This window comes from Variovorax sp. YR566, from assembly GCF_051992195.1.
Taxonomy (GTDB): Bacteria; Pseudomonadota; Gammaproteobacteria; order Burkholderiales; family Burkholderiaceae_C; genus Variovorax.
Genome location: NZ_CP197092.1, coordinates 5,407,482 through 5,431,974 on the forward strand (window position 1 = coordinate 5,407,482; position 24,493 = coordinate 5,431,974).

Annotated in this window: 19 protein-coding genes and 1 pseudogene; 10 read left to right on the forward strand and 10 right to left on the reverse strand. The window is 67.4% G+C overall.

The window, feature by feature from the left end:
* Window positions 1-127: 127 nt before the first annotated feature.
* The 10 genes from ACTG4X_RS25325 to ACTG4X_RS25370 form a co-directional block, all read right to left on the reverse strand.
* Window positions 128-1,300 (reverse strand): BMP family ABC transporter substrate-binding protein, encoded by a 1,173-nt coding sequence (locus ACTG4X_RS25325; protein ID WP_093058837.1) that lies wholly within the window; start codon window positions 1,298-1,300, stop codon window positions 128-130.
* Window positions 1,301-1,346: 46 nt separating this feature from the next.
* Window positions 1,347-2,267 (reverse strand): ABC transporter permease, encoded by a 921-nt coding sequence (locus ACTG4X_RS25330; RefSeq protein WP_097198506.1) that lies wholly within the window; start codon window positions 2,265-2,267, stop codon window positions 1,347-1,349.
* Between the two features lie 2 nt (window positions 2,268-2,269).
* Window positions 2,270-3,415 carry an ABC transporter permease gene (locus ACTG4X_RS25335; RefSeq protein WP_093058839.1) on the reverse strand — a complete coding sequence of 382 codons (1,146 nt, stop codon included), beginning with the start codon at window positions 3,413-3,415 and terminating at the stop codon, window positions 2,270-2,272.
* A complete protein-coding gene (locus ACTG4X_RS25340) occupies window positions 3,408-4,949 on the reverse strand; it encodes an ABC transporter ATP-binding protein (RefSeq protein ID WP_093058840.1) in 1,542 nt (513 codons plus the stop codon). The genes ACTG4X_RS25335 and ACTG4X_RS25340 overlap by 8 nt, the downstream gene beginning before the upstream one ends.
* 115 nt (window positions 4,950-5,064) lie before the next feature.
* Window positions 5,065-6,465 carry an NCS2 family permease gene (locus ACTG4X_RS25345; protein ID WP_093058841.1) on the reverse strand — a complete coding sequence of 467 codons (1,401 nt, stop codon included), beginning with the start codon at window positions 6,463-6,465 and terminating at the stop codon, window positions 5,065-5,067.
* Window positions 6,466-6,541: 76 nt separating this feature from the next.
* Window positions 6,542-7,543: a LysR family transcriptional regulator gene (locus ACTG4X_RS25350; protein WP_440532211.1), complete on the reverse strand. Its 1,002-nt coding sequence runs from the start codon at window positions 7,541-7,543 to the stop codon at window positions 6,542-6,544.
* Between the two features lie 103 nt (window positions 7,544-7,646).
* Window positions 7,647-10,115, reverse strand: a complete 2,469-nt coding sequence (xdhB, locus tag ACTG4X_RS25355) for a xanthine dehydrogenase molybdopterin binding subunit (protein ID WP_307616459.1) — start codon at window positions 10,113-10,115, stop codon at window positions 7,647-7,649.
* A 2-nt stretch (window positions 10,116-10,117) separates the two neighbouring features.
* Window positions 10,118-11,752 (reverse strand): xanthine dehydrogenase small subunit, encoded by a 1,635-nt coding sequence (xdhA, locus tag ACTG4X_RS25360; protein ID WP_093081396.1) that lies wholly within the window; start codon window positions 11,750-11,752, stop codon window positions 10,118-10,120.
* Between the two features lie 186 nt (window positions 11,753-11,938).
* A complete protein-coding gene (locus tag ACTG4X_RS25365) occupies window positions 11,939-12,718 on the reverse strand; it encodes a sulfite exporter TauE/SafE family protein (RefSeq protein WP_097198502.1) in 780 nt (259 codons plus the stop codon).
* A 121-nt stretch (window positions 12,719-12,839) separates the two neighbouring features.
* The gene (locus ACTG4X_RS25370; protein WP_371127415.1) at window positions 12,840-13,745 is read right to left on the reverse strand and encodes a LysR family transcriptional regulator; all 906 of its coding nucleotides are present in this window, start codon (window positions 13,743-13,745) and stop codon (window positions 12,840-12,842) included.
* 122 nt (window positions 13,746-13,867) lie between these two features.
* Between ACTG4X_RS25370 and ACTG4X_RS25375 the strand changes: the two genes are divergently transcribed.
* From ACTG4X_RS25375 to ACTG4X_RS25420, 10 genes and pseudogenes are all read left to right on the forward strand, one after another.
* A complete protein-coding gene (locus tag ACTG4X_RS25375) occupies window positions 13,868-15,082 on the forward strand; it encodes a PQQ-dependent sugar dehydrogenase (protein ID WP_440532212.1) in 1,215 nt (404 codons plus the stop codon).
* Between the two features lie 29 nt (window positions 15,083-15,111).
* Window positions 15,112-15,723, forward strand: coding sequence for a c-type cytochrome (locus ACTG4X_RS25380; protein WP_440532213.1), 612 nt, complete (start codon window positions 15,112-15,114; stop codon window positions 15,721-15,723).
* A 94-nt stretch (window positions 15,724-15,817) separates the two neighbouring features.
* Window positions 15,818-17,977 (forward strand): thiamine pyrophosphate-dependent enzyme, encoded by a 2,160-nt coding sequence (locus ACTG4X_RS25385; RefSeq protein ID WP_440532214.1) that lies wholly within the window; start codon window positions 15,818-15,820, stop codon window positions 17,975-17,977.
* An 11-nt stretch (window positions 17,978-17,988) separates the two neighbouring features.
* Window positions 17,989-19,605, forward strand: coding sequence for an indolepyruvate oxidoreductase subunit beta family protein (locus ACTG4X_RS25390; RefSeq protein ID WP_440532215.1), 1,617 nt, complete (start codon window positions 17,989-17,991; stop codon window positions 19,603-19,605).
* Between the two features lie 17 nt (window positions 19,606-19,622).
* Window positions 19,623-20,864 carry an alpha-hydroxy acid oxidase gene (locus ACTG4X_RS25395; RefSeq protein WP_440532216.1) on the forward strand — a complete coding sequence of 414 codons (1,242 nt, stop codon included), beginning with the start codon at window positions 19,623-19,625 and terminating at the stop codon, window positions 20,862-20,864.
* A 48-nt stretch (window positions 20,865-20,912) separates the two neighbouring features.
* Entirely contained in the window at window positions 20,913-21,995 is a 1,083-nt protein-coding gene (locus ACTG4X_RS25400; RefSeq protein ID WP_256216980.1) for a TRAP transporter substrate-binding protein, read from the forward strand.
* 3 nt (window positions 21,996-21,998) lie between these two features.
* Complete coding sequence (locus tag ACTG4X_RS25405; protein ID WP_256216979.1) at window positions 21,999-22,523, forward strand: TRAP transporter small permease; 525 nt, start codon at window positions 21,999-22,001, stop codon at window positions 22,521-22,523.
* Window positions 22,520-23,821, forward strand: a complete 1,302-nt coding sequence (locus ACTG4X_RS25410; RefSeq protein WP_093058852.1) for a TRAP transporter large permease — start codon at window positions 22,520-22,522, stop codon at window positions 23,819-23,821. The genes ACTG4X_RS25405 and ACTG4X_RS25410 overlap by 4 nt, the downstream gene beginning before the upstream one ends.
* Window positions 23,821-24,243: an acyl-CoA thioesterase gene (locus ACTG4X_RS25415; RefSeq protein ID WP_440532217.1), complete on the forward strand. Its 423-nt coding sequence runs from the start codon at window positions 23,821-23,823 to the stop codon at window positions 24,241-24,243. Before ACTG4X_RS25410 ends, ACTG4X_RS25415 begins: the two co-directional genes overlap by 1 nt.
* Window positions 24,244-24,379: 136 nt before the next feature.
* A pseudogene (locus ACTG4X_RS25420) lies at window positions 24,380-24,466 on the forward strand (ESPR-type extended signal peptide-containing protein); the annotation flags it as partial.
* Between the last annotated feature and the right edge of the window lie 27 nt (window positions 24,467-24,493).

Here is a 24,493-nt window from a genome sequence, read left to right on the forward strand (position 1 = left end):
AAGCGCCCTCGCTCGCGAACGTGGCCGATTCGCGGACACCGAGGAACCGGCTCCGCCGGGCCTCAGGTGTCGCCCCCGGTAGGGGGTTGGCGTAGCGACACGAAGTGCGCGAAGCCTGGGGGCGAGCTTATTTCTTGTCGCCGCCCGGCACCTTGCCTTCGACGCCCTTGACGTAGAAGTTCACGCCCGACAGGAACTTGTCGTCGGCCACGGCGTCCTTGGCGACCACTTCCTTGCCGTCCTGGCCGAGGATCGGGCCCTTCCAGATCACGAAGCTGCCGTCCTTCAGGCCCTTCTTCACGGCCTCGACCTTGGCCTTGGTTTCGGCCGGCACGTCTTCGGCGATCGACACAAGGTCGATGGCGCCTTCCTTCACGCCCCACCAGCTCTGGCCGGTGGCCCACTTGCCGTCCAGCGCTTCCTGGGTGGCCTTGATGTAGTACGGGGCCCAGTTGATGGTGGCCGAGGCCAGGTGGGCCTTGGGACCGTAGGCGGTCATGTCCGAATCCCAGCCGAAGGCGCGCTTGCCCTTTTCCTGTGCGGTCTTGAGCACGGCCGGCGAGTCGGTGTTCTGGAACAGCACGTCGGCGCCGCCGTTGATGAGGGCAGTGGCAGCTTCGGTTTCCTTGGGCGGGCTGAACCACTCGTTCACCCACACGACCTTGGTCGTGATCTTCGGGTTGACCGACTGCGCGCCCAGCGTGAAGCTGTTGATGTTGCGCAGCACTTCGGGAATCGGCACCGAGCCGACCACGCCCAGCGTGTTGCTCTTGGTCATGGCGCCGGCAATGACGCCTGCCATGTACGCGCCCTCGTACGTGCGGCTGTCATAGGTGCGCATGTTGTCCGAGGTCTTGTAGCCGGTGGCGTGCTCGAACTTCACTTCCTTGCTGTCGGCCGCGACCTTGAGCATGGGCTCCATGTAGCCGAAGGTGGTGCCGAAGATCAGCTTGTTGCCCTGGCCGACCATGTCGCGGAACACACGCTCTGCGTCGGCGCCCTCGGGCACGCTTTCGACGAAGGTGGTCTTGATCTTGTCGCCGAATTCCTTCTCGAGCGCCTTGCGGGCGTTGTCGTGCGCGAAGGTCCAGCCGCCGTCGCCCACCGGTCCGACATAGGCGAATGCGATGTTCAGCGGCGCTGCCGGAGCCGGAGCGGCCGCAGCAGGTGCCGGGGCCGGCGCGGGCGCCGCGGCCGGTGCTGCCGCTTCTTCTTTCTTGCCGCAGCCGATCAGGGCCGCCGAAGCGACCGCAGTGAGAGCGGCCAGCTTGAGCAGGGAGCGCTTGTTCAGATCATTCATTGTCGGAAATCCTCAAAAGGACAGGTTGGCGGAAAACGAAACGCGATTATGAGCCGGGGTAGAACGGTTTCCCGATGGAAGCCGGCATGTTGGCGCGGATGAAGGCCGGGTTGCGCGAGATCAGCGCCAGCACCACGATGGGCGCGATGTACTGCAGCATGCTGAGGAACTGCGAGGGCACGTCGACGCCGCTGCTCTGCAAATGAAAGCCCAGCATCGACACGCCGCCGAAAAGGTACGCACCCAGCAGCACGCGAACCGGCCGCCAGGTGGCGAAGGTGGTGAGCGCCAGCGCGATCCAGCCGCGGCCGGCCACCATGCCCTCGACCCACAGCGGCGTATACACGGTCGACAGATACGCGCCCGCGAGCCCGCACAGCGAGCCGCCCGCAATCACCGCCATGAAGCGGATGCGCCGCACCGGGTAGCCCAGCGCATGCGCCGACTCGGGCGATTCGCCGACCGAGCGCAGCACCAGGCCGGCACGCGTGCGGTACAGGAACCAGATCAACGCCAGGGTCAGCACCACCGCGAAATACACCATCGGGTGATGGCGGAACAATGCGGGGCCAACGAGCGGAATGTCGCTCAACATGGGGATCGCGTACGACGTGCTTTCCGGCAGCTTGGCCTGCACGAAGTTGATGCCGGCAAAGGCAGAGAAGCCGACGCCGAACAGGCTCAGCGCCAGGCCCGTTGCGTACTGGTTGGTGTTGAGCCAGATCACCAGCACGCCGAAGAAGGCTGCGAGCAAGGCGCCCGCCGCCATGCCGGCCAGGAACCCGAGCCAGGGGTTGTGCGTGGTGACGACCGTTGCGAAGCCGGCGATCGCTGCGCACAGCATCATTCCCTCGGCGCCGAGGTTGACGATGCCGGCCTTCTCGTTGATGAGCAGGCCCAGCGCCGCGATGGCGAGCACGGTGCCCGCGCTCAGCGTGGAGCCGAGCAGGAGTGCGTAGCTTTCCATGTTCAGTGGCTCCCTTCGGTGGCACGCGCGACGGGTGCGGTGATCGGCGTGCTGGCCTGCAGCGAGGCGGTGGTCATGGTGGCGGCCTTCGCGGCCGCCTTGCGCCGGATGCGGTACGCGATGAGCGTGTCGCAAGCCAGCAGCGTGAACAGCAGCAGCCCCTGGAACACACCGGTCAGCGACTTGGGCAGGCCCAGCCGCGACTGCGCAAGCTCGCCGCCGATATAGAACATGCTCATCAGGATGGCCGAGAAGATCATGCCCACCGGATGCAACCGCCCGACGAAGGCCACGATGATGGCTGCGAAGCCGTAGCCCGCCGGCACATAGGGTGTGAGCTGGCCGAGCGGCCCTGCCACTTCGAGCGCACCTGCCAGGCCGGCCGCGCCGCCCGAAGTCAGCAGCGCAATCCACACCGCGCGCCGCGCCGAGAAGCCCGCATAACGCGAGGCCGCCGGTGCCAGCCCGCCGACCTGCTGCGCGAAGCCCGCCCGCGTGCGGAACAGGAACACCCACAGCGCCCCCGCCCCCACCAGCGCGATGACCAGTCCGATGCTCACGCGCGAGCCCTTGAACAGGCGCGGAATCTGCGTGACTGCCTCGAAAGTCTTGGTCTGCGGGAAGTTGTAGCCGTTCGGGTCTTTCCATGGCCCATAGACCATGTAGCCCAGCAACAGCGTGGCCACGTAGACCAACATCAGGCTCACCAGGATTTCGTTGGCGTTGTACTTGTCGCGCAGGAACGCGACGATGCCCGCCCACACCATGCCGCCAAGGATGCCGGCCAGCAAAATGGCCACCACGATCCACTGCCCCGTGGTCTTGTCGGCCAGCAGCGCCACGCCGCCCGCCGCGATGGCACCGAACACGAACTGCCCTTCGGCGCCGATGTTCCACACGTTCGAGCGGAAGCACACGGCCAGCCCGAGCGCGATGATGAGCAGCGGCGTCGCCTTCACCATCAGCTCGCCGATGGCGTAGCCGCTCTTGATGGGTTCGTAGAAGAACACCAGCAGGCCCTTGACCGGGTCCTTGCCGAGTGCGGCGAACAGCGCCACGCCGATCAGCACGGTGATCAGCAGCGCCAGGATCGGTGAGGCATAGCTCCAGAAGCGCGACAGCTCCGGGCGGGGTTCGAGCTTAAGCATGGGCGGCCTCCGCCTTCTGGCCGACATTGTTGCCAGAGGTCTGCCACAAGCCGCTCATCCATTCGCCGATCTGCGGCAGCGTGGCAGCCGCGCGGTCGATGGAGGGCGACAGCCGCCCCTTGGCGATCACGTGCAGCCGGTCGCAGATGTTGAACAGCTCGTCGAGCTCCTCGCTGATGACCAGCACGGCGCAGCCGGCGTCACGCAGCGCAAGGATCTCCGCATGGATCAGCGCAGCCGCGCCCACGTCCACGCCCCAGGTCGGCTGCGAGACGATGAAGAGCTTCGGGTTGGCGTCGATCTCGCGCCCGACGATGAACTTCTGCAGATTGCCGCCCGAGAGCGAACGCGCCGCTGCGCGCGGCCCGCCGGCCTTGACCTTGAAGCGCTCGATGATGGCCTTGGCCTGGCGCTCGAGCGCGCCGGTGCGAATCCACCCGCCCCGGCCCACCGCATCGCTGCGCGTGAGCAGCAGGTTGTGTGCGAGCCCCAGCGTGGGCACCGCGCCGCGGCCCAGCCGCTCTTCGGGCACGAAGTGCAGGCCGAGCGCACGACGCGAGCGCGGGCGCAGCCGGCCGGCCGGCTTGTCGAACACCCGGACCATCGAGGCCTCGGCGCGCACGTCCTCGCCTGAGAGCGTGTAGAGCAGTTCGCGCTGGCCGTTGCCCGAGACGCCTGCAATACCGACGACCTCGCCCGCGCGAACCTCGAACGAGATGCCCTCGAGGTCCATGCCGAACTGGTCTTCGCGCGCCAGCGACAGCCCATCGACGCGCAGCGCCACTGCGCCCGCATGCACCGGCCGGTGCTGCAGCGGCGGCGGCTCGCTGCCGATCATCAGCCGCGACAGCGACTGCGTGCTCTCGTTCTGCGGATTGCACACCCCCGTCACCTTGCCGCCACGCAGCACGGTGCAGGCGCTGCACAGCTCCTGGATCTCGTGCAGCTTGTGGCTGATGTAGAGGATGCTGCAGCCCTCGGAGGCCAGCTTGTTCAGCACATGGAAGAGCTTGATGACCGCCTGCGGCGTGAGCACCGAGGTCGGCTCATCGAGGATCAGCAGCTTGGGGTTGGTGAGCAGCGCGCGGATGATCTCCACCCGCTGCATCTCGCCCACCGACAGCGTGTGCACCGGGCGCGAGGGGTCGATGTCGAGCCCGTACTCGCTCGCCTTGGCGGTGATGCTGCGCGCAACCTCGGCCAGTTGCAGCGACTTGTCGAGCCCCAGCCAGACGTTCTCGGCCACGGTGAGCGTGTCGAACAGGCTGAAGTGCTGGAACACCATGCTGATGCCCAGCGCCCTCGCCTGCTGCGGGTTGCGCAGGTTGACGACGTGGCCATCGAACATCACGGTGCCCTCGTCGGGCTTGACCGACCCGTAGATGATCTTCATCAGGGTCGACTTGCCGGCGCCGTTCTCGCCGAGCACGGCGTGGATTTCGCCGGGCTGCACGGCCAGGGAGATGTCGCTGTTCGCCACCACCGCGGGATACCGCTTTGTGATGTTCGCGAGCTGGAGTCTGGGGGTTGTCATGCCGGGTTTCGTGGATTTGTCTCGTTCAACTGCAACAAAGCGGGAACAGCTATCAGTTTAATAGCGTGCTCCCGCGACCATCGGCGCCCGACGGCGCTTCGCTCAGTTCATTGCATCAGTGTCCGCCGATATAGGCAAACTTGAACAGGAACACGGCGGCGATGACCCAGACCATCGCATGCACTTCCCGTGCCCGGCCGGTGCAGAGCTTCAGCACGGCATACGTGATGAAGCCGAAGGCCAGGCCGTTGGCGATCGAGTAGGTGAAGGGCATCGTCAGCGCGGTCACCGCGGCGGGGATCACCTCGGTGGTGTCTTCCCAGTCGAGCTCGACCAGGTCGCGCAGCATCAGGCAGCCCACGAAGAGCAGCGCCGGCGCGGTGGCATAGGCCGGCACCGAGCCCGCCAGCGGCGAGATCATCAGGCAGGCCAGGAACAGCAGCGCCACCACCACGGCCGTGAGGCCGGTGCGCCCACCCGCTTGCACGCCCGCAGCGCTTTCCACATAAGCCGTGGTGCTCGAGGTGCCGAGCAGCGAGCCGGCGAAGATCGCGCCGCTGTCGGCCAGGAGCGCCTTGTTCATGCGCTCCATCTTGCCCGGCACCAGCAGGCCGGCGCGTTTGGCCACGCCCATCAGCGTGCCGGTGGCGTCGAACATCTCGACCAGGAAGAACACCAGCACCACGTTCAGGATGCCGCCCTTGAGCGCGCCCAGGATGTCGAGCTGCATGAAGGTGGGCGCGATGGACGGCGGCGCATCGAACACGCCATGGAACTTGTTGCCGCCGAAGAAGAACGACAGCACCGTCACCGTGACGATGCCGATCAGGATCGCGCCGCGCACCTTGAGCTTGTCCAGCGCCACGATGATGAGAAAGCCCAGCGTCGCCAGCACCACCGGCGCCGAGTGCAGGTCACCCAGCGTGACGAAAGTGGCGGGCGATGCTGCCACCACGCCGGCGCTCTTCAGCGCGATGAGCGCCAGGAACATGCCGATGCCCACGGTGATCGCAGTTCGCAACGACTGCGGTATGCCCTGTATGAAAAGCTCCCGCAGCCCCGTGACCGTGACGATCAGGAACAGGCAGCCCGAGATGAACACCGCGCCCAGCGCAACCTGCCACGTGTAGCCCATGCCCAGCACCACCACGTAGGCGAAGTAGGCGTTCAGGCCCATGCCCGGCGCCATGGCAATCGGGTAGTTGGCGTACAGGCCCATGATGAGCGTGCCCAGCGCGGCAATCAGGCAGGTGGCGACGAAGACCGCGCCCTTCGGCATGCCCGCGTCCCCGAGGATCGACGGGTTCACGAAGATGATGTAGGCCATCGTCAGGAAGGTGGTGAGCCCCGCGATGACCTCGGTGCGCACGGTGGTGTTGTGCGCACTGAGCTTGAACATGCGTTCAAGCAGGCCCGAGCCGCTTGCGCTGCCCACAGCCGCACGCGGACGCGCGGACTCGACATGCCCCGGGATGCGGGGCTCGGCGCCTTTCGGCGCCTGTTCCAACGTACTCATTTCGCTTGTCTCCAGCTGTTGTAGTGGCGGTTTTCATCGTTCCCCCGCTCACGACGCCGGCGCGAACGGGGTTTTCTCAGGGATCCGGGGTTTCAGGGGCGACGGGCGGGCGCGCCGCGGCGCCAGATACACCGGGTATGGCGGAAGCCGGAGGCCGCAGCGAAGCCGCCACGTCCTTGATGCATTCGCGCAGCCAGCGCGCAGAGCTCGACGAATGGGTGCGTTCGTGCCAGAGCTGGTAGTACATGAGGCGCGGCAGCGCCACGGGGCAATCGAGAATCTTCAGCGGCAGCCGCGACGCAAAACGCTCGCAGTACTGGCGCCCGGTGGTCAGCACCAGCAGGCTCGACGCCACCATGTCCGGAATGAGGCTGAAGTGCGCACAGCGCGCCGTGATGTTGCGCTGCCGACCCAGCTCGTCGAGCATCTGGTCGATGATGCCGCGCCCGCCCGGGTGCATGGGCGTGGGCGCGATGTGCTCGGCCGCAAGCCATGTCTCCAGATCCCAGCCGCGGCGCACCGCCGGATGGTCCTTGTTGACCAGCGACACCACCTCGTCGCCGAAGAGCCGCGCCATGTGCAGGTCTTCCGGTGGCTTGAGCCAGTTGCCGATCACCAGATCGACCTGGCCGAGTGCCAGGTGGCCGTGGTAGTCCGAGTCGGGCGAGAGCGCGTGGATCTCGATCTGGCACAGCGGCGCGTCGCGCTTGACCTGCGCCACCAGCATGGGCAGGAACAGCGGGTCCATGTAGTCGCTGGCCGCGATGCGGAAGGTGGTGGCCGCCGACTGCGGCTCGAAGCCCCGCGCATCCGAGAACAGCATCTCGGCCGCGCGAAGAATGCTCGCAGCCGGCTCGATCATGCGCAGCCCCGCGTCGGTGGGCACCATGCCCGAGCCCGAGCGCACCAGGAGCGGATCGCCCGACAGCTCGCGCAGGCGCTTCAGCGCGGCCGAGACGGCCGGCTGGTACATGCCCAGGCGGATGGCTGCGCGCGAGACGCTGCGGTCGGTCAGCACGGTGTGAAGCACCCGGATCAAATGAAGATCGATCTTGTCGAAAAGCGCCTGGTCTCTCATGGCTGTTCACACCTTTCTTGTCTGTGCGAACAGTTATACAGCGCAGCATTTGGCGAAACCGGGTGTGGAAGTGAAGCTCGGACCGTGCGAGCACGGCCCGCTGTCATTCGGCCGATGCGGGTTCCACCGCCTGCACGGCGGTGATGGCTCGGAGGATCGACTCGCTGGTGGCCGGCGCCTTCAGCGGCGGATCGACCCTGTGCCCACCGGCCGCCGACACCGCATCGCGGATCGCGAAGAACACCGAGAACGGCAGCAGCAGCGGCGGTTCTCCCACGGCCTTGCTGCGGTGAATGGAGTCTTCGAAATTCTGGCCTTCGAACAAACGCACGTTGAACACGGGCGGGCAGTCGTTGGCGGTCGGAATCTTGTAGGTGCTGGGCGCGTGCGTGGTGAGCTTGCCGCTTTGCGGGTGCCACACCAGCTCTTCAGTGGTGAGCCAGCCCATGCCCTGGATGAAGGCACCTTCGACCTGGCCGATGTCCACCGCCGGATTCAGCGACTTGCCCGCGTCGTGCAGGATGTCGGCGCGCAGCAGCTTCCACTCGCCGGTGAGCGTGTCGACGATCACCTCGCTCACCGCCGCGCCGTAGGCGTAGTAGTAGAACGGGCGGCCCTGCATCTTGTCCTTGTCCCAGCTCAGGCCGGGCGTGGCGTAGAAGCCGTCGGACCACAGCTGCTTGCGGTCGAGATACGCCTCGCCCACCACGGTGCTGAAAGCCAGCGTGCGGCCGTTGACCTCGACCTTGTCGTTGGCAAAGCGCACTTCACTGGCCTTGCCACCATGGCGCTCGGACGCGCTCTCGGCCAGGCGCTCGCGAATCTGGCGGGCTGCGTCCTGCGCGGCCTTGCCATTCAGGTCGGCACCGGTCGACGCGGCAGTGGCCGAGGTGTTGGCCACCTTGGTCGTGTCGGTCGCCGTGACGCGCACGCGCTCGAAGCTCACGCCCAGCTCGTGCGCCACCACCTGCGCCACCTTGGTGTTGAGGCCCTGCCCCATCTCGGTTCCGCCGTGGTTCACGAGGATCGAGCCGTCGGTGTACACGTGCACCAGCGCGCCGGCCTGGTTGAAGTGCTTCACGTTGAACGAGATGCCGAACTTCAGCGGTGCCAGTGCCAGGCCGCGCTTGAGCACCGTGCTCTTCTTGTTGAAGGCCGCGATGTCTTCGCGCCGCGCGCGGTAGTCGCTGCTGGCTTCCAGCTCGGCCACGAGTTCGTGGACGATGTTGTCGGTGACGGTCTGGCGATACGGCGTGACGTTGTTCTCCGCCTTGCCGTAGAAGTTGACGCGCCGCACGTCGAGCGGGTCGCGCTTCAATTCGCGCGCCACCGAGTCCATGATGTTCTCGATGGCGATCGCGCCCTGCGGACCGCCGAAGCCGCGGAAGGCCGTGTTGCTCTGCGTGTTCGTCTTGCCCGAGAAGCCGTGCATGGCCACGTTGGGCAGCCAGTAGGCGTTGTCGAAGTGGCACAGCGCACGCGTCATCACCGGGCCCGACAGGTCGGCCGAGTGGCCGGCGCGCGAGACCATCGTGATCTCTGCGCCGAGGATGCGGCCTTCGTCGTCGTAGCCGACTTCGTACTCGTACCAGAAGCAGTGACGCCGGCCCGTGACCATGAAGTCGTCGTCGCGGTCGAGCCGCAGCTTCACGGGGCGCTGCAGCTGCCGCGCCGCGATGGCCGCCACGCAGGCGAACAGCGCCGACTGCGACTCCTTGCCGCCAAAGCCGCCGCCCATGCGCCGGCATTCCACATGCACTTCGTTCGACTGCAGGTGCATCGCATGCGCCACCAGGTGCTGCATCTCGCTCGGGTGCTGCGTGGAGCAATGGATGTGCAGCGCGCCGCCTTCCTTCGGAATGGCGTAGCTGATCTGGCCTTCGAGATAGAACTGTTCCTGCCCGCCCACGTCGAGCGTGGCCTTGTGGCGATGCGGCGCGTTGGCGATGGCGGTGCGCACTGCAGCCTCGTCGCCTTCGTTGGCGGCACCGCCGCTGCGCACGATGTGCATCGGCGGCACCACGTACTGGCCGCGTTCGTGCGCGGCCTGCGGCGTGAGCACGGGCGGCTGGGCCTCGATGGTCAGCGCGTCCTTGGCCTTCGCGGCGGCGCGGCGCGCGTCGGCGCGGGTTTCGGCGATCACGGCGAACACCGGCTGGCCGAGGTAGCGGATCTCGCCGCCGTCGTTCACGGGCAGCAGGATCGGGTCGTCGTGAATGATCGAGCCGCAGTCGTTGGTGCCCGGAATGTCGTCGGCCGTGATGACGGCGACCACGCCCGGCATGGCGCGAATGGCGTCGAGCGACAGCGCCGTGACGCGGCCATTCGCGGCCGGCGACAGGCCCAGCGCGCAATGCAGCGTGCCGGTGAGCTCGGGAATGTCGTCGATGTAGGTCGCTTCACCAGCCACGTGCAGGTGCGCCGATTCGTGCGGCCGGCTGATGCCCACGCGCATGCCGCGCTCGTGCGCCAGCGCTTCGGCGCCCACGTCGATGCGGGCGGCGGTGTTGGTCAGGTAGTCGGCAAAGGCCTCGGAGGGCTGCAGCAGGCGGGCGTCGATGGGCTTGTTCATGGTCAGACTCCTGCGGCAGTGGCCGGGGTCGCGTGGGGCATCACGCTCCAGACGCTGGTTTCTTCCAGCGACAGGGCGTCTTCGGCGCGGGTTTCGAGCCAGAGGCGCTGAATGAGGTTCTGCGCCACCTGCAGCCGGTAGTCGGCCGATGCGCGCATGTCCGACAGCGGTTTGAAGTCTTGCGCCAGCGCGAGCCTGGCGGTGGCCACGCTGGCCTGCGTCCACGGCTTGCCGAGCAAAGCAGCCTCGGCATTCGCGGCGCGCTTGACGGTGGCGGCCATGCCGCCGAAGGCCAGGCGCACGGCCTTCACAGTGTCGCTGCCGGCTTCGAGCTCGATGGCAAAGCCCGCGCACAGCGCCGAGATGTCGCAATCGAAGCGCTTGCTGATCTTGTAGGCGCGAATCTGGCGGCGCAGCGCGGCATGCGGAACGGCCAGCCCCTGGACGAATTCGCCGGGCTGCAGCTGGTTCTTCATGTAGTCCAGATAGAACTCGGGCAGCGGCATGCGGCGCACCACATCGCCGCGGCGCAGTTCGATCTGTGCGTCGAGCGCCATCAGCACCGGCGGCGAATCGCCGATGGGCGAGCCGTTGGCCACGTTGCCGCCCATGGTGCCTGCGTGGCGGATCGGCGGCGAGGCGAAGCGCAGCCACACCTCGGCCAGGCTGGGCACGCGCTCGACCAGTGCGGCGAAGGCGGATTCGAGCGAGGCGCCCGCGCCGATGTAGAGCTCGCCACCTGCATTGTTCGGGCGATCTTCGATCGTCTTCATTTCGGCCACGTCGCCCACGTAGATGATGTCGCCCAGGTCGCGGAACTGCTTGTTGACCCAGAGGCCGACGTCGGTCGAACCGGCCAGCAGCTGGGCGCGCGGCTTCTGTTCGCGCAGCGCGGCAAGCTGGGCCAGGGTCTTGGGGGCGTGGAAGTGGTCGATGCGGGCCCCCAGCGGGGCCGCGTAGTTCAGGTCCAGGCCATCGTTCTGCAGGGCGGTGAGCGCTGCGACCACGGGCTGGGTGTCGAGGCGAACCGAAGGCAGGTCGAACATGCGCTGGCCGGCATCGAGGATCGGCCGGTAGCCGGTGCAGCGGCACAGGTTGCCGGAGAGGTCGTCGGCCAGCTGCTGGCGGGTGGGCTGCGTGCCTTCGGCCTGGTGGTGCTCGTAGGTGGCCCACAGCGACATCACGAAGCCGGGCGTGCAGAAGCCGCACTGGGAGCCGTGGCAGTCGACCATGGCCTGCTGGACCGGGTGCAGCGTGTGCACGGGGTGCTTCTTGGCGATGTTGCTGTCCTGTGCCTTGGCCTGGCACTGGGTCTGTGCCTTGAGGTCTTCGACCGTGAACAGTGCCTTGCCGTGCAGCGTGGGAAGAAACTGGATGCAGGCGTTGACGGTCTGCAGGTTCAGGCCGCCAACAGCGCCCGGGGCGTTCGGGTCGGTGGCGAGTTCGCCGATGACGACGGTGCAGGCGCCGCAGTCGCCTTCGTTGCAGCCTTCCTTGGTGCCGGTGCAGCGGGCGTCCTCGCGCAGCCAGTCAAGCACGGAACGGGTCGGGTGGACGCCGGTGACGTCGACGATCTTTCCGCGATGGAAAAAGCGGATCGGGTGAATCTGGCTGCTACTGCTGCTGTCGGTGCTCATGCTTTTGGGCTCGTGGGGGACCCGTCGTGGGTCAGTCATGGACGTTAGCGGCTTGTTCGGCGTCGTGCATACGGAGGGGCCCATAACGCGTATGTGGGGGTCGGTATGCCACGTACGGGGAAACCCTTGCGCATGCGCTGCAATTACCGGGCCACACACCGGGCGGTGCCGTGGCCCGGGCGGTGGTCAGCCGTGCGCGATGGCCACCCACGCGGAGGCGATCAGCGTCGAGCCCGCCGCCGCGAGCAAGCCGCCGACCAGCCACTTCAGCGTACGCGGCCGCAGCTTGTTCGGCAACCGGTGGTGCACACGCGTCACCCCGTAGACCACAGGCATCGCGCACCCGGCGAGCAGCGCCGCATGCCACGAGAAATGCCCTGTCGGCACCACGATCACCAGCCGCACGAGCGAGTTGAACGCGAACATCAGCAGCAGCGCGCGGCGCACCAGCTCGCGGTCCAGCGGCTGGCGGTACATATGGAAGACGATGGGCGGCCCCGAACTCGAGAACAGCCCGCCCAGCACGCCCGACAACCCGCCGATGACGGCAAAGCTCGTGCGCCCCGACACCACCGGCAGCGGCTTGCCCTGCAGCACCAGCAGCACGGAGCAGCCCAGGATCGACACGCCCAGCAGCCCGCGCAGCCAGTTGACCGCCCCGCCGCTGAGCCATGTGAGCAGCATCAGGCCCACGATCACGCCTACCGTGCTGCCATTGAGCGCCGGCTTCATCAGCTGCCAGGGCACCACGCCGGGCCGGGCGCGGAAATACGTCCACGCATTGATCAGGCTCAGCACCGTGGCGGCGTTGGCGGTGTCGCTCACGCTGGCGATATGGAACACCGACACCAGCCCGAGCAGGATGAGGCTGAATGCAAAACCGGTCAGGTTCTGCGCATAGGTGGCGAGCGCCACGCAGGCCATGAAGACCAGCACGGGACCGGCCTGGGAAAGAACTTCTTGCACCGGCTGCGTCTTCAGAGTGCGGGGGAAAGGGGAAGCAAAACGAACATTCGAAAGCAATCAGGGCAACGGGAGGCGCAGAGGCGGCGGCCACCCAAGAATAACCGCGCGCCAACTCACGAATTCACGGCTTCTCCGAGAACAGCTCGACGATGACCTGCCTGAGCCACCGGTTCCCCGGATCGGCCTCGAAGCGCTTGCTCCAGTGCAGCGACACCGTGAAGTCCCGCAGCGGAAACGGCGGCTCGACGATGGCGTACCCCCCCTCCTCAGCAAAGCCGCGCGCAATGTTGCGCGGCATCACCACCGCCAGATCGGTAGCACGCACGATCGCCGGCAGCACCATGAAGTGCTCGGTCGTCAGCCGCAGCCTGTCTTCGAGGTTCAGCAGCTGCAGGATGCGCAGGGTGTCGGCATGCGTACGCACTGCCACGTACTCGAGTTCCTGCAGGGCCTCGAGCAACGCCTGCCCGCTGCGCCGCCGCTTCACGAAGGGATGATCCTTTCGCAGCAGCACGATGTAGCGGTCCTTCAGCAGCTGGGTGCTCTGGGTGTCCTTCACGCGCGGCAGGAAGCCGAAGGCGAAATCGACCTTGCCGCCATCCAGGCCGGTGGCAATGTCGCCCGGCGCCAGCGGCATGGTCTCGACCCTCACCCCCGGCGACAACTCGCGCAGCCGCGCCATCAGCGCCGGCAGGAAGCGCCCTTCGCCGATGTCGCTCATGTGAATGCGGAAGGTCTTGCGCGACACCAGCGGCTCGAAGTGGTCGGACTCGTGCAGCGCTTCTTCCAGCACGCTCAGCGCCGCCTGCACGGCCACCGCCAGCCGGTCGGCGCGCGGCGTTGGCGCCACGCCTCCGGGCGCGCGGGTGAAGAGCGCATCGGCAAGCAGCAGCCGCAGGCGGCCCAGGCCATGGCTGGCCGCCGGCTGAGTGAGGCCCAGCGATTCGGCGGCGCGGCTCACGTTGCGCTCGCGGTAGACCGCGTCGAACAGCCGCAGCAGGTTGAGGTCGAGCGTTTCCATATGCATGCCATTCATATTACTTAGCTCGATTATTTTATTGAACGCTGCAGCAGCGCCACGCACACTGGCGGGCGCTGTCCGGATCGCCCCCGCGACCGGACAGCCCCACGACAAGAAGGAGACAAGACATGGCCCCGATTCGTGCATTCGGCGCGTTCCGCGCGCATGCGGCGCTCGCCGCCCTTCTCTGCGCAGCCGTTACCGCATGGGCCCAGCAGCCGCCCACCGAAGAGCCGGGCTGGGCCAAGGGCAGGCCGAAGAACGAAGCCGCCACGCGCATGGCGCCGGTGCCCTCCTTCCCGATTCCGACCGCGGCCGACCAGTTGCCCACGGCCAAGTTCAAGCTGCCGCCCGGCTTCAAGGTCGAGACCTGGGCCTCGGGCGTGCTCGACGCGCGCGAGCTGCGCCAGGGCGCCAAGGGCACTGTGTTCGTGAGCACGCTCTTCGTGGGCAACAAGGTCTATGCGATTGCCGAGAAGGGCGACCGCAAGCCCAGGACCATCATCGACAAGACCGAGTTCGCCACCGGCATCGAGTTCTACAAAGGAGCGCTCTACCTCGCGACCCACAAGCAGATCGTTCGCTACGACGGCATCGAGGACAAGCTGGACAACCCCGGCACGCCCGTGGTGCTCAACGACAAGCTGCCCGGCGGGCAGGACCACAGCTGGCGCTACCTGCGCATGCACGACGACAAGCTCTACTACGCGGTCGGCGCGCCCTGCAACCTGTGCGAGCCCGACGACGCGCACGCGCGCATCTTCCGCATGAACCCCGACGGCAGCGGCATCGAGACCGTGGCGCGCGGCGTGCGCAACACGGTGGGCTTCGACTTCGACCCCAAGACCGGCAACCTCTGGTTCACCGACAACGGCCGCGACTGGCTCAGCGAAGACCTGCCGAACGACGAGCTGAACGTGGTGACCAAGCCCGACCAGCACTTCGGCTACCCGTACTGCCACCAGGGCAACATCGCCGACTCCGAATTCGGCTGGGGCAAGAGCTGCAACGACTACGTGAAGCCCGCCGCGCTGCTCGGCCCGCACGCCGCCGCGCTGGGCCTCACCTTCTACAAGGGAAAGATGTTCCCGGCCAAGTACCGCGGCGCCATGTTCATCGCACGCCACGGCCCGTGGAACCGCACCGTCAAGTACGCCGACATCGCGGTCGCCTGGCCGGACGGCAAAGGCGGCGCGAAGGTCGAGCCCTTCATGACCGGCTTCGTCGAGAACAACACCTACCTCGGCCGGCCGGTGGACTTCCTGGTGCTGAAGGACGGCTCGATGCTCGTGAGCGACGACCACGCCGGCGCTATCTACCGCATCAGCTACGGCGGCCGATGACACCAGCGGGCCTTCTCTTTCGACACGCGATGGCGGCAATGATCATGGCGGCGGCAGCATCGTCGGCCGGTGCACAGGGCACGCAGGCGGCAAAGGGCGGCTACGCCCAGCGCTACGCCGAGCTCTGCGCCTCATGCCACGGCGCCAACGGCCGCAGCGACATGGCAGGCACGCCGGTGCTCGCGGGGCAGCATTCGTTCTATGCGATCACGCAGCTGTATCTCTTCCGTGAAGGCCGGCGCGACAACCCCGCGATGACGGCGGTGGCCAAGACCATGAAGGACGATGACCTGCGCGGCTTCTCCGATTTCATCGCCACCCTGCCCGCGGTGCCTCCCCCGCCGCCTGCCGCGCCGGCCGACGCGGCGCGCATGGCGCGCGGCCAGGCGCTGGCGCAGGAACATCGCTGCCTGCTCTGCCACGGCGCCGACCTGAGCGGCGGCCAGCAGGTGCCGCGCATCGCACAGCAGCACGAGGACTATCTGCAACTGTCCCTGCAAGGCTTCCGCACCGGCAAGCGCCCGGGCTACACGCAGGCCATGGGCGAAGCGGTGGGCCGCGTTCCACCGGAAGACCTGGACACCCTCGCCTACTACGTGGCGCGCTTTCCCGGCGCGGCGCCCAAGCCGCCTCCCAAATAAACGCCCTCTTCCGGCGTGCAGCACCGGCGGATGCACGGTGCCGGCACTGCGCACCCCGAACCCTCCCCCCCAACGAACATCGGAGCCGAATCTCTTGGAAGTCTCATTCAGCAAGGAAGTGGAAATGCTGCGCCTCGGCGCAGGCGACACCTTTCACGGCGAGGGCATCCTCGCGATCACCAAGGGCCTGTTGCAATCGGGCGTGGCCTACGTCGGCGGCTACCAGGGCGCGCCGGTGTCGCACCTGCTCGACGTGATGGTCCAGGGCAAGGCCTACATGGATGAGCTGGGCGTGCACGTGGAGGCCTGCTCCAACGAGGCCTCGGCCGCGGCAATGCTCGGCGCGTCCATTCACTACCCGCTGCGCGGCGCGGTCACGTGGAAGTCCATCGTCGGCACCAACGTGGCGGCCGATGCGCTGTCGAACCTGTCCTCGCCGGGCGTGACCGGCGGCGTGCTGATCGTGGTGGGCGAGGACTACGGCGAAGGCGCCAGCGTGATCCAGGAGCGCACGCATGCCTACGCGCTCAAGTCGAGCATGTGCCTGCTCGACCCGCGGCCCGACCTCGGCGTGATGGTGCGCATGGTGGAAGAAGGCTTCCGCCTCTCCGAAAGCTCGAACATGCCCTGCCTGATGGAGCTGCGCATCCGCACCTGCCATGTGCGCGGCAGCTTCGAATGCAAGGACAACATGGCGCCCGCCATTTCGACCCGCGCGCTGATGACGGAGCCGGCGGGCTTCGACTACATGCGGCTCGCGCATCCACCCGTCACCTTCCGGCACGAGAAGCTCAAGGGCGACGAGCGCATTCCGGCGGCGCGGCGCTACATCGTCGAACACGGCCTCAACGAGCTGATACCGGGCCGGCGCCACGCCGACCTCGGCATCGTTGTGCAGGGCGGGCTCTACAACGCGCTGATCCGCAGCCTGCAACAGCAGGGGCTGGCCGATGCCTTCGGCGAGACGGACATACCGATCCTCGTGCTCAACGTCACCTACCCGCTGGTACCTGAACAGGTCGCCGACTTCTGCGTAGGCAAGCGCGCGGTGCTTGTGGTGGAAGAAGGCCAGCCCGAGTACATCGAGCAGGACATTGCCACGCTGCTGCGCCGGCGCGACATCCAGACGCCGCTGCACGGCAAGGACATGCTGCCGTCGGCGGGCGAGTACGGCGTCGAGGTGCTCTCGGGCGGCATCGGCGCCTTTGCCGCGAAGTACATCGAAGCAAGCGAGGCCTCGTCTTCGGCGCAAGCCTGGCTGGCCGGCAACCGCGAGCGCCGCGAAGCCGTTGCGCGCAGCCTGAGCGCGCCGCTGCCCAACCGGCCGCCGAGCTTCTGCATCGGCTGCCCCGAGCGGCCTGTGTTCTCGGCGTTGAAGCTCGCGCAGCAGCAGACCGGCCCGGTGCACATCGCGGCCGACATCGGCTGCCATGCCTTCGGCACCTTCGAGCCGTTCTCGATGGGCCACTCGATCCTTGGCTACGGCATGAGCCTGGCGAGCCGCGCGGGCGTGGCGCCGATGATGAACCGCCGCACGCTGTCGATCATGGGCGACGGCGGCTTCTGGCACAACGGCCTGCTCACGGGCGTGCAGAGCGCGCTGTTCAACGGCGACGACGCGGTGCTGCTGATCTTCAAGAACGGCTATACCTCGGCCACCGGCACGCAGGACATCATCTCGACGCCCGACGACGAGATCAAGGAGCGCGCCGTCGACAAGCAGCAGAGCCTGGTCGACAAGAACCAGACCATAGAAGACACGCTCAAGGGCCTGGGCGTGAAGTGGATGCGCACCGTCACCACCTACGACGTGGAGCGCATGCGCAAGATGCTGACCGAGGCGCTCACCAGCGACTTCAACGGCCTGAAGGTGGTGATCGCCGAGGGCGAATGCCAGCTGGAGCGCCAGCGCCGCATCAAGCCGTGGATTGCCGGGTTGCTGAAGAAAGGCGAGCGCGTGGTGCGCGTGAAGTACGGCGTCGACGAGGACGTGTGCAACGGCGACCACGCCTGCATCCGCCTGTCGGGCTGCCCGACGCTCACGCTCAAGGACAACCCCGATCCGCTGAAGGTGGACCCCGTTGCCACCGTGATCGACGGCTGCGTGGGCTGCGGGCTGTGCGGCGCGAATGCGCATGCGGCCACGCTGTGCCCGAGCTTCTACCGGGCCGAGGTGGTGCAGAACCCGAAGTGGCATGAGCGACTGCTGCACGGGCTGCGCGGTGCGGTGGTTCGCGCATTGCAACCGGCGTGAGGAGCGAAGGCATGGAACAGAACCGCCCTCTCACCCTGCTCGTCTGCGCCCTCGGCGGCGAAGGCGGCGGCGTGCTGACCGAATGGCTGGTCGACATCGCACGCCACGCCGGCTACGCGGCGCAGAGCACGTCGATTCCCGGCGTGGCACAGCGCACGGGCGCCACCACCTACTACCTCGAAGTGTTCCCCGTGCCGCTCGCGCAGCTCGGCGGCAAGCGCCCCGTGTTCAGCCTGAGCCCGGTGCCGGGCGCGCTCGACGCGATCGTCTCGTCGGAGCTGCTGGAAACCGCGCGGCAGATCGGCAACGGCATGAGCGCGCCGCTGCGCACGCTGGTCATCAGTTCGTCGGCGCGCATCTTCACGACGGCCGAGCGCATGGAGCCCGGTGATGGTCGCGCCGACGCGCAACGACTTCTCGACGTGGTGAAGGCCTTCAGCCGCGAGCACCATGTGTTCGACATGAACGCCATCGCGCGCGACAGCGGCACGGTGGTCAGCGCGGTGATGCTCGGCGCCATCGCGGGCAGCGGGCTGCTTCCGTTCCCGCGCGAGGCCTACGAGCACGTTGTGCGCGGCGGCGACACGAGCGCGCCGGACAAGCTCGGCAAGATGGCCGCCGCCAGCCTGCGGGGCTTCGCGGCAGCCTTCGACGCAGTGAGCGCCCCGCGCGCACAGGCCGCCTTCGTCAGCAGCGTGCTGGCCGGAGACACGAGCGACGCACCACCGCCAGCCAGCGCCCTGCCCGCCGACCTCGCGCGGCGCTTTCCGCCGGCCGTGCACGACATGCTCACGCTCGGCCACGCCCGCGTGCTCGACTACCAGGACGCCGCCTACGCCGCGCTCTATGCCGAACGCCTGGGCCGCGTGCTGGACGCAGAGCGCGCCGCCGATCCGGCCGGTGCACATGGCTTTGCCATCACCCGCGAGGCCGCGCGCTGGCTCGCGCTGTGGATGGCCTTCGACGACATCGTGCGCGTGGCCGCGCTCAAGGGCCGCGCGAGCCGCGCACAGCGGGTGCGGCAGGAAGTGCGGGCCGGCGATGAAGACATCGTGAAGGTCTACGACCACTTCAAGCCAGGTGCCGCCGAGTTCGCGGCGCTGCTGCCTCCTTCGCTCTCGCGCCGCGTGACAGCATGGGACCGCGGCCGGCAGGCGCGCGGCCTCGCGCCGTGGGCGCTGCCGCTGAAGGTGGGCAGTCATTCGGTGTTCGGCATGGCCTCGCTGCGGCTGCTGGCCTCGCTGCGCTGGCTGCGCCGCCGTGGCAGTCGCTTTGCCGAGGAACAGGCGCTCATCGAACGCTGGCTCGCCGCCGTGGAAACCGGCACACGCGAAGCCTGGACGCTGGGCCACGAACTCGCGCTGTGCGGGCGGCTCATCAAGGGCTACGGCAGCACCAACGAACGCGGCAAGGACAACCTGCTGCACGTGACCGACCACCTTGCCGCACAGCCCGGCGTGGCGCCGGCCGATCGCGCGCTGGCCGTGGCCGCCGCACGCACGGCCGCACTGGCGGACGAGGCGGGCAAGGCGCTCGATGCCGCACTGGTCGAACATGGCGCGCCCGCACGCCCCATCAAGGCCCAGCCCATCCGCTGGATGAAGCGCAAGCCGACCGGCGGCGCCTGAGACGGAAGGCGCCCACGATGACGCAGCTGCTCAACGTCGAGGACTACCGCCGCCGCGCACGGCGCGTGCTGCCGCGCCTGGTGTTCGACTATGTCGACGGCGGCGCGGAGGACGAACGCTGCCTGCGACGCAACCGCGATGCGCTCGAAGCATTGCCGCTGATTCCGGAGTGCCTGCGCGACACGCACGCGATGGACATCGGCATCGAACTCTTCGACCGACGCTGGCGTGCGCCTTTCGCGGTCGCGCCCATCGGGCTGGCCGGCCTTGTGCGCCCGCGCGCCGATGCCCTGCTGGCCAGCGCCTCGCAGGCCGCGCGCGTGCCCTTCATCCTCTCGACCGCATCGAACACCCGCATCGAGGACGTGCGCACCGCCGCCCCCGACGCCACGCTGTGGATGCAGCTCTATGTGATGGGCGAGCGCGCCATCGCCGAGCGCATCGTGCGCCGCGCGCGCGCAGCCAATTTCGAGGCGCTGGTGCTCACGGTGGATGTGCCCGTCGGCGGCTTGCGCGAACGCGACCAGCGGCATGGCTTCCGCGTGCCGATGCGCCTCACGCCCGGCACGGTGTTCGACATGGCGCGGCACCCCGCATGGCTGCTGCGCCTGGCGCGCGGTGGCATGCCGCAGTTCGCGAATCTGCTGCCAGATGACGACGACGCACCGGTCTCAGCGCAGACGCAGGCCGCGCTGCTCTCGCGCACCATGGACCGCACGCTGACATGGGAAAGCCTCGCGTGGCTGCGCAAGCTCTGGGACGGCCCGCTGCTCGTCAAGGGCCTGCTCGGCGCGGAAGACGCGCGGCGCGCGGTGCGGCATGGCGCGGACGGCATCGTGGTCTCGAACCACGGCGGACGCCAGCTCGATGCGGCGCCGGCCAGCATCGCGGCGCTGCCCGCCATCGCCGATGCGGTCGGCGGGCGTATCCCCGTGCTCATGGATGGAGGCATCCGGCGCGGGAGCGATGTCGTGAAGGCGCTCGCACTGGGCGCGCGTGCGGTCCTCGTCGGCCGTCCGCCCGTCTACGGACTGGCCTGCGACGGCGAGCGAGGCGCACTGTCGGTGCTGCAACTGCTCGCGCAGGAAACCGAACGCACGATGACGCTGCTCGGCGCCGCGCATGCACGCGAGCTCGGGCCGCGCCATGTCGACCGGCCCACACCGCGTTCGCTCGACGAACAGAACGGCTCCGCACAACGAACTCCGGAAAGCACGCGCGGGAAACCCTCCATTTACCCCGCACGCGCGCCTGCCTAGGCTCACCGGACTCGACGATTTCACACGCTACCCATAACGAAGGAGACCATGCAAACCACGCACCGCCCCCGCCGCCTCGGCAAACCACGCCCGCAACGCGTCGCTCGCCGCATCCAGCCCCTTGCCCTGCTCGCAGCCTGCGCCGCGCTCGTCGCGGGCACGCCCGCCGTGCAGGCGCAGGACAAGCCCGTGCAGCTCAAGCTGTCGAGCTGGGTGCCCGCGCAGCACCCGCTCAACCCCGCGCTGCAGGCCTGGGCCGACGACATCAAGAAGGAATCGGGCGGCACCATCACCGCCATCCTGTTTCCGTCGGAACAGCTCGGCAAGGCCTTCGACCACTACGACATGGCGCGCGACGGCATCGCCGACTTCTCGTACGTGAACCCCGGCTACCAACCGGGGCGCTTCCCGGTGATGGCGGGCGCGTCGCTGCCCTTCCTGTTCGCCAACGGCAAGGAGGGCTCGGCCGCCATAGACGCCTGGTATCGCAACTACGCGGCCAAGGAAATGAAGGACGTGAAGTACTGCTTCGCGTTCGTGCATGACCCGGGCACCTTCCACTCGCGCAAGAAGATCACCGTGCCCACCGACGTCAAGGGCATGAAGGTGCGCCCGGCCACCAGCACCGTGGGCCAGCTCATCACGTCGCTGGGCGGCACCAACGTGCAGGCCTCGGCGCCCGAGTCGCGCGACATGCTGGAGCGCGGCGTGGCCGACGCCATCACCTTCCCGTGGGGATCGATCGGCCTGTTCGGCATCGACAAGGTGGTGAAGTACCACATGGACGCACCGCTCTACGTCACGCCCTTCGTGTGGGTGATGAACAAGGGCAAGTACGACGCCATGTCCACCGCGCAGAAGAAGGTGATCGACGACCACTGCACCAGCGAATGGGCGCAGAAGGTGGCCGGCCCGTGGGCCGACTTCGAGTTTGCGGGGCACGCCAAGATGGCGGCGCTGTCGGGGCATGAGATCTACAAGCTCACGCCCGAGCAGCTCGATGCATGGCGCAAGGCGGCAGCGCCTTCGGAGGCGCAGTGGGCCGAGAGCGTGAAGAAGGTGGGTGAAGACCCGAAGGCCATCATGGACGCACTGAAGGCCAGCCTCGTCAAATACAAATCGGCGCTCTGAGCGATGGCTACACGGTCCGCCAGCTATATGGACCGCGCGATCAACACGATCGAATGGCTTGCCGCCATCTTCGTGGGGATCGTCGCGCTCAACATCTTCGTGGCCGTGGTGCTGCGCAAGTTCTTCGACACCTCGATCCCCGATGCATACGATTTCGGCCGCATGCTGCTGGGCATCCTGATCTTCTGGGGCATTGCGGCCACCAGCTACCGCGGCGGCCACATCACGGTCGACCTCGTGTGGACAGCGGCGGGCCCGCGCATGAAGCGCGTGATCGACGTGTTCGCCACGCTGGTGCTGCTGTTCGTGGTGGCGGTGCAGACCGCCATGCTGTTCGACAAGGTGCGCGGCACCTACGTCGACAACGTGCAGACCTACGACCTCAACATTCCGACCTGGCCCTTCTACGCGGTGGCCTGGGCCGGCGACGTGTGCGCGGTGCTGCTGATCGCCATCCGCACCTACAGGCTGATCTTCCACCCCGAGCAGCTCGAAGAAATCCACCCCGAACAGAAGGCTGATGAATGAGCCCCGATGCAGTTGCCATCCTGGGCTTCGTCGCCCTCTTCGTGTTGATGTTGTTGCGCGTGCCGGTCGGCATGGCGATGGGGCTGGTCGGCGTGGTGGGCTACAGCTACCTCGTCGGGCCCGGGCCCGCGCTGAAGCTGGTGGGCCAGACCTCCATGCGCACCGTGACCGACTACACCTTCGGCGTGATCCCCATGTTCATGCTGATGGGCGCGCTGGTATCGGTGTCGGGTGTGAGCCGTGAACTCTTCAAGGCTGCGAACTCGATGATCGGCCACCTGCGCGGCGGGCTCGGCGTGGCCACCGTGGTGGCGTGCGGCGGCTTCGCGGCAATCTGCGGCTCGTCGGTAGCCACGGCCGCCACGTTCTCGGCGGTGGCGTATCCGGAGATGCGGCGCTTCAACTATCCGCAGTCGTTTTCCACCGGCGTGATTGCCGCGGGCGGCACGCTGGGCGCGATCTTGCCGCCATCGACCGTGCTGGCGGTGTACGCCATCCTCACGCAGCAGGACATCGGCAAGCTCTTCATGGCGGGCATCGTGCCCGGCATCCTCGCGATGGCCATGTACGTGCTGACCATCGCGATCATCGTGAAACTGCGGCCCGACTGGCTGCCCGGCGGCGAGATCAAGCCGTGGTCGGAGCGCCTGAAGGATTTGAAGAACGTGTGGGCGCCGCTGGTGCTGTTCGTGTTCGTGATCGGCGGGCTCTACGGCGGCTTCTTCACGCCGACCGAAGCGGGCGGCGTGGGCGCGAGCGGCGCGTTCATCCTCGGGCTGGTGCGGCGCAAGCTCGACGGCCCGAAGATCCGCGAGGCACTGCTGTCGGCCACGCGCACGGCTGCGGCGGTGTTCACGGTGCTGATCGGCGCGCTGCTGTTCGGCTACTTCCTCACCATCACGCAAAGCCCGCAGAAGCTCACCGAATTTCTCACCGGCCTGGGCATCGGCCGCTACGGCGTGCTCGCGCTCATCATGCTGATGTACCTGGTGCTGGGCTGCCTGATGGATGCGATGGCGATGATCATCCTGACCGTGCCGATCATCTATCCGGTGATCGTGCACCTGGGCTTCGACCCCATCTGGTTCGGCGTGATCATCGTGATGACGGTGGAGCTGGGGCTCATCCATCCACCGGTGGGGATGAACGTGTTCGTCATCAAGAGCGTGGTGAAGGACGTGAGCTTCACCACCATCTTCAAGGGCGTGCTGCCGTTCATCGTGACCGACATCGTGCGGCTGGTGATCCTGATCGCCTTCCCCATCATTGCCCTGTGGCTGCCGACGAGAATGGGCTGATGAGCAGCATCAACAAAGAAATCGTCTACACCGCACGCGTCGAATTCGGCGATTGCGACCCCGCCGGCATCGTCTGGTTTCCCAATTTCTTCCGCTGGATCGATGCGGCCTCGCGCCACTTCTTTGCCGAGTGCGGCGTGCCGCGCTGGGAGGAAACAGCCAAGACGCTGGGCGTGATCGGCACGCCGCTGGTCGACACGCACACGCGCTTCGTTAAGGCCGCGAGCTATGGAGACACGCTGCAGATTGCGGTGCGCATCACCGAGTGGCGCGACAAGAGTTTCGTGCAGACCTACCGCGTGACGCGCGGCGAAGACCTGATCCTCGAATGCGAAGAGGTGCGGATCTTCGCCGCGAAACGCGAGGGCGGCGGCATCCGCGCGGTACCGATTCCGCCGGACATTCGCGCACTCTGCGCGTAGCGCCGGCCAGCGCCGCCGGTTAATTCCTTGGACCTCATTCGCCTCGGCTTCGCGCTCCGTGAAGCCTTTCAGTACCCTTTCATTTCACACGCCTCGATACAAATAATCGCAGCCATTACAAGGCTGGAGGCGAGCCGTGAACCATGTCTACCGTGTCATCTTTGATCATCGGTCGGGGGAGTTCCGGGTCGCATCGGAACTGACGAAGCGCAGTGGTTCAGGAAGGACAAGAGGCAGCACCGGTGCTGTA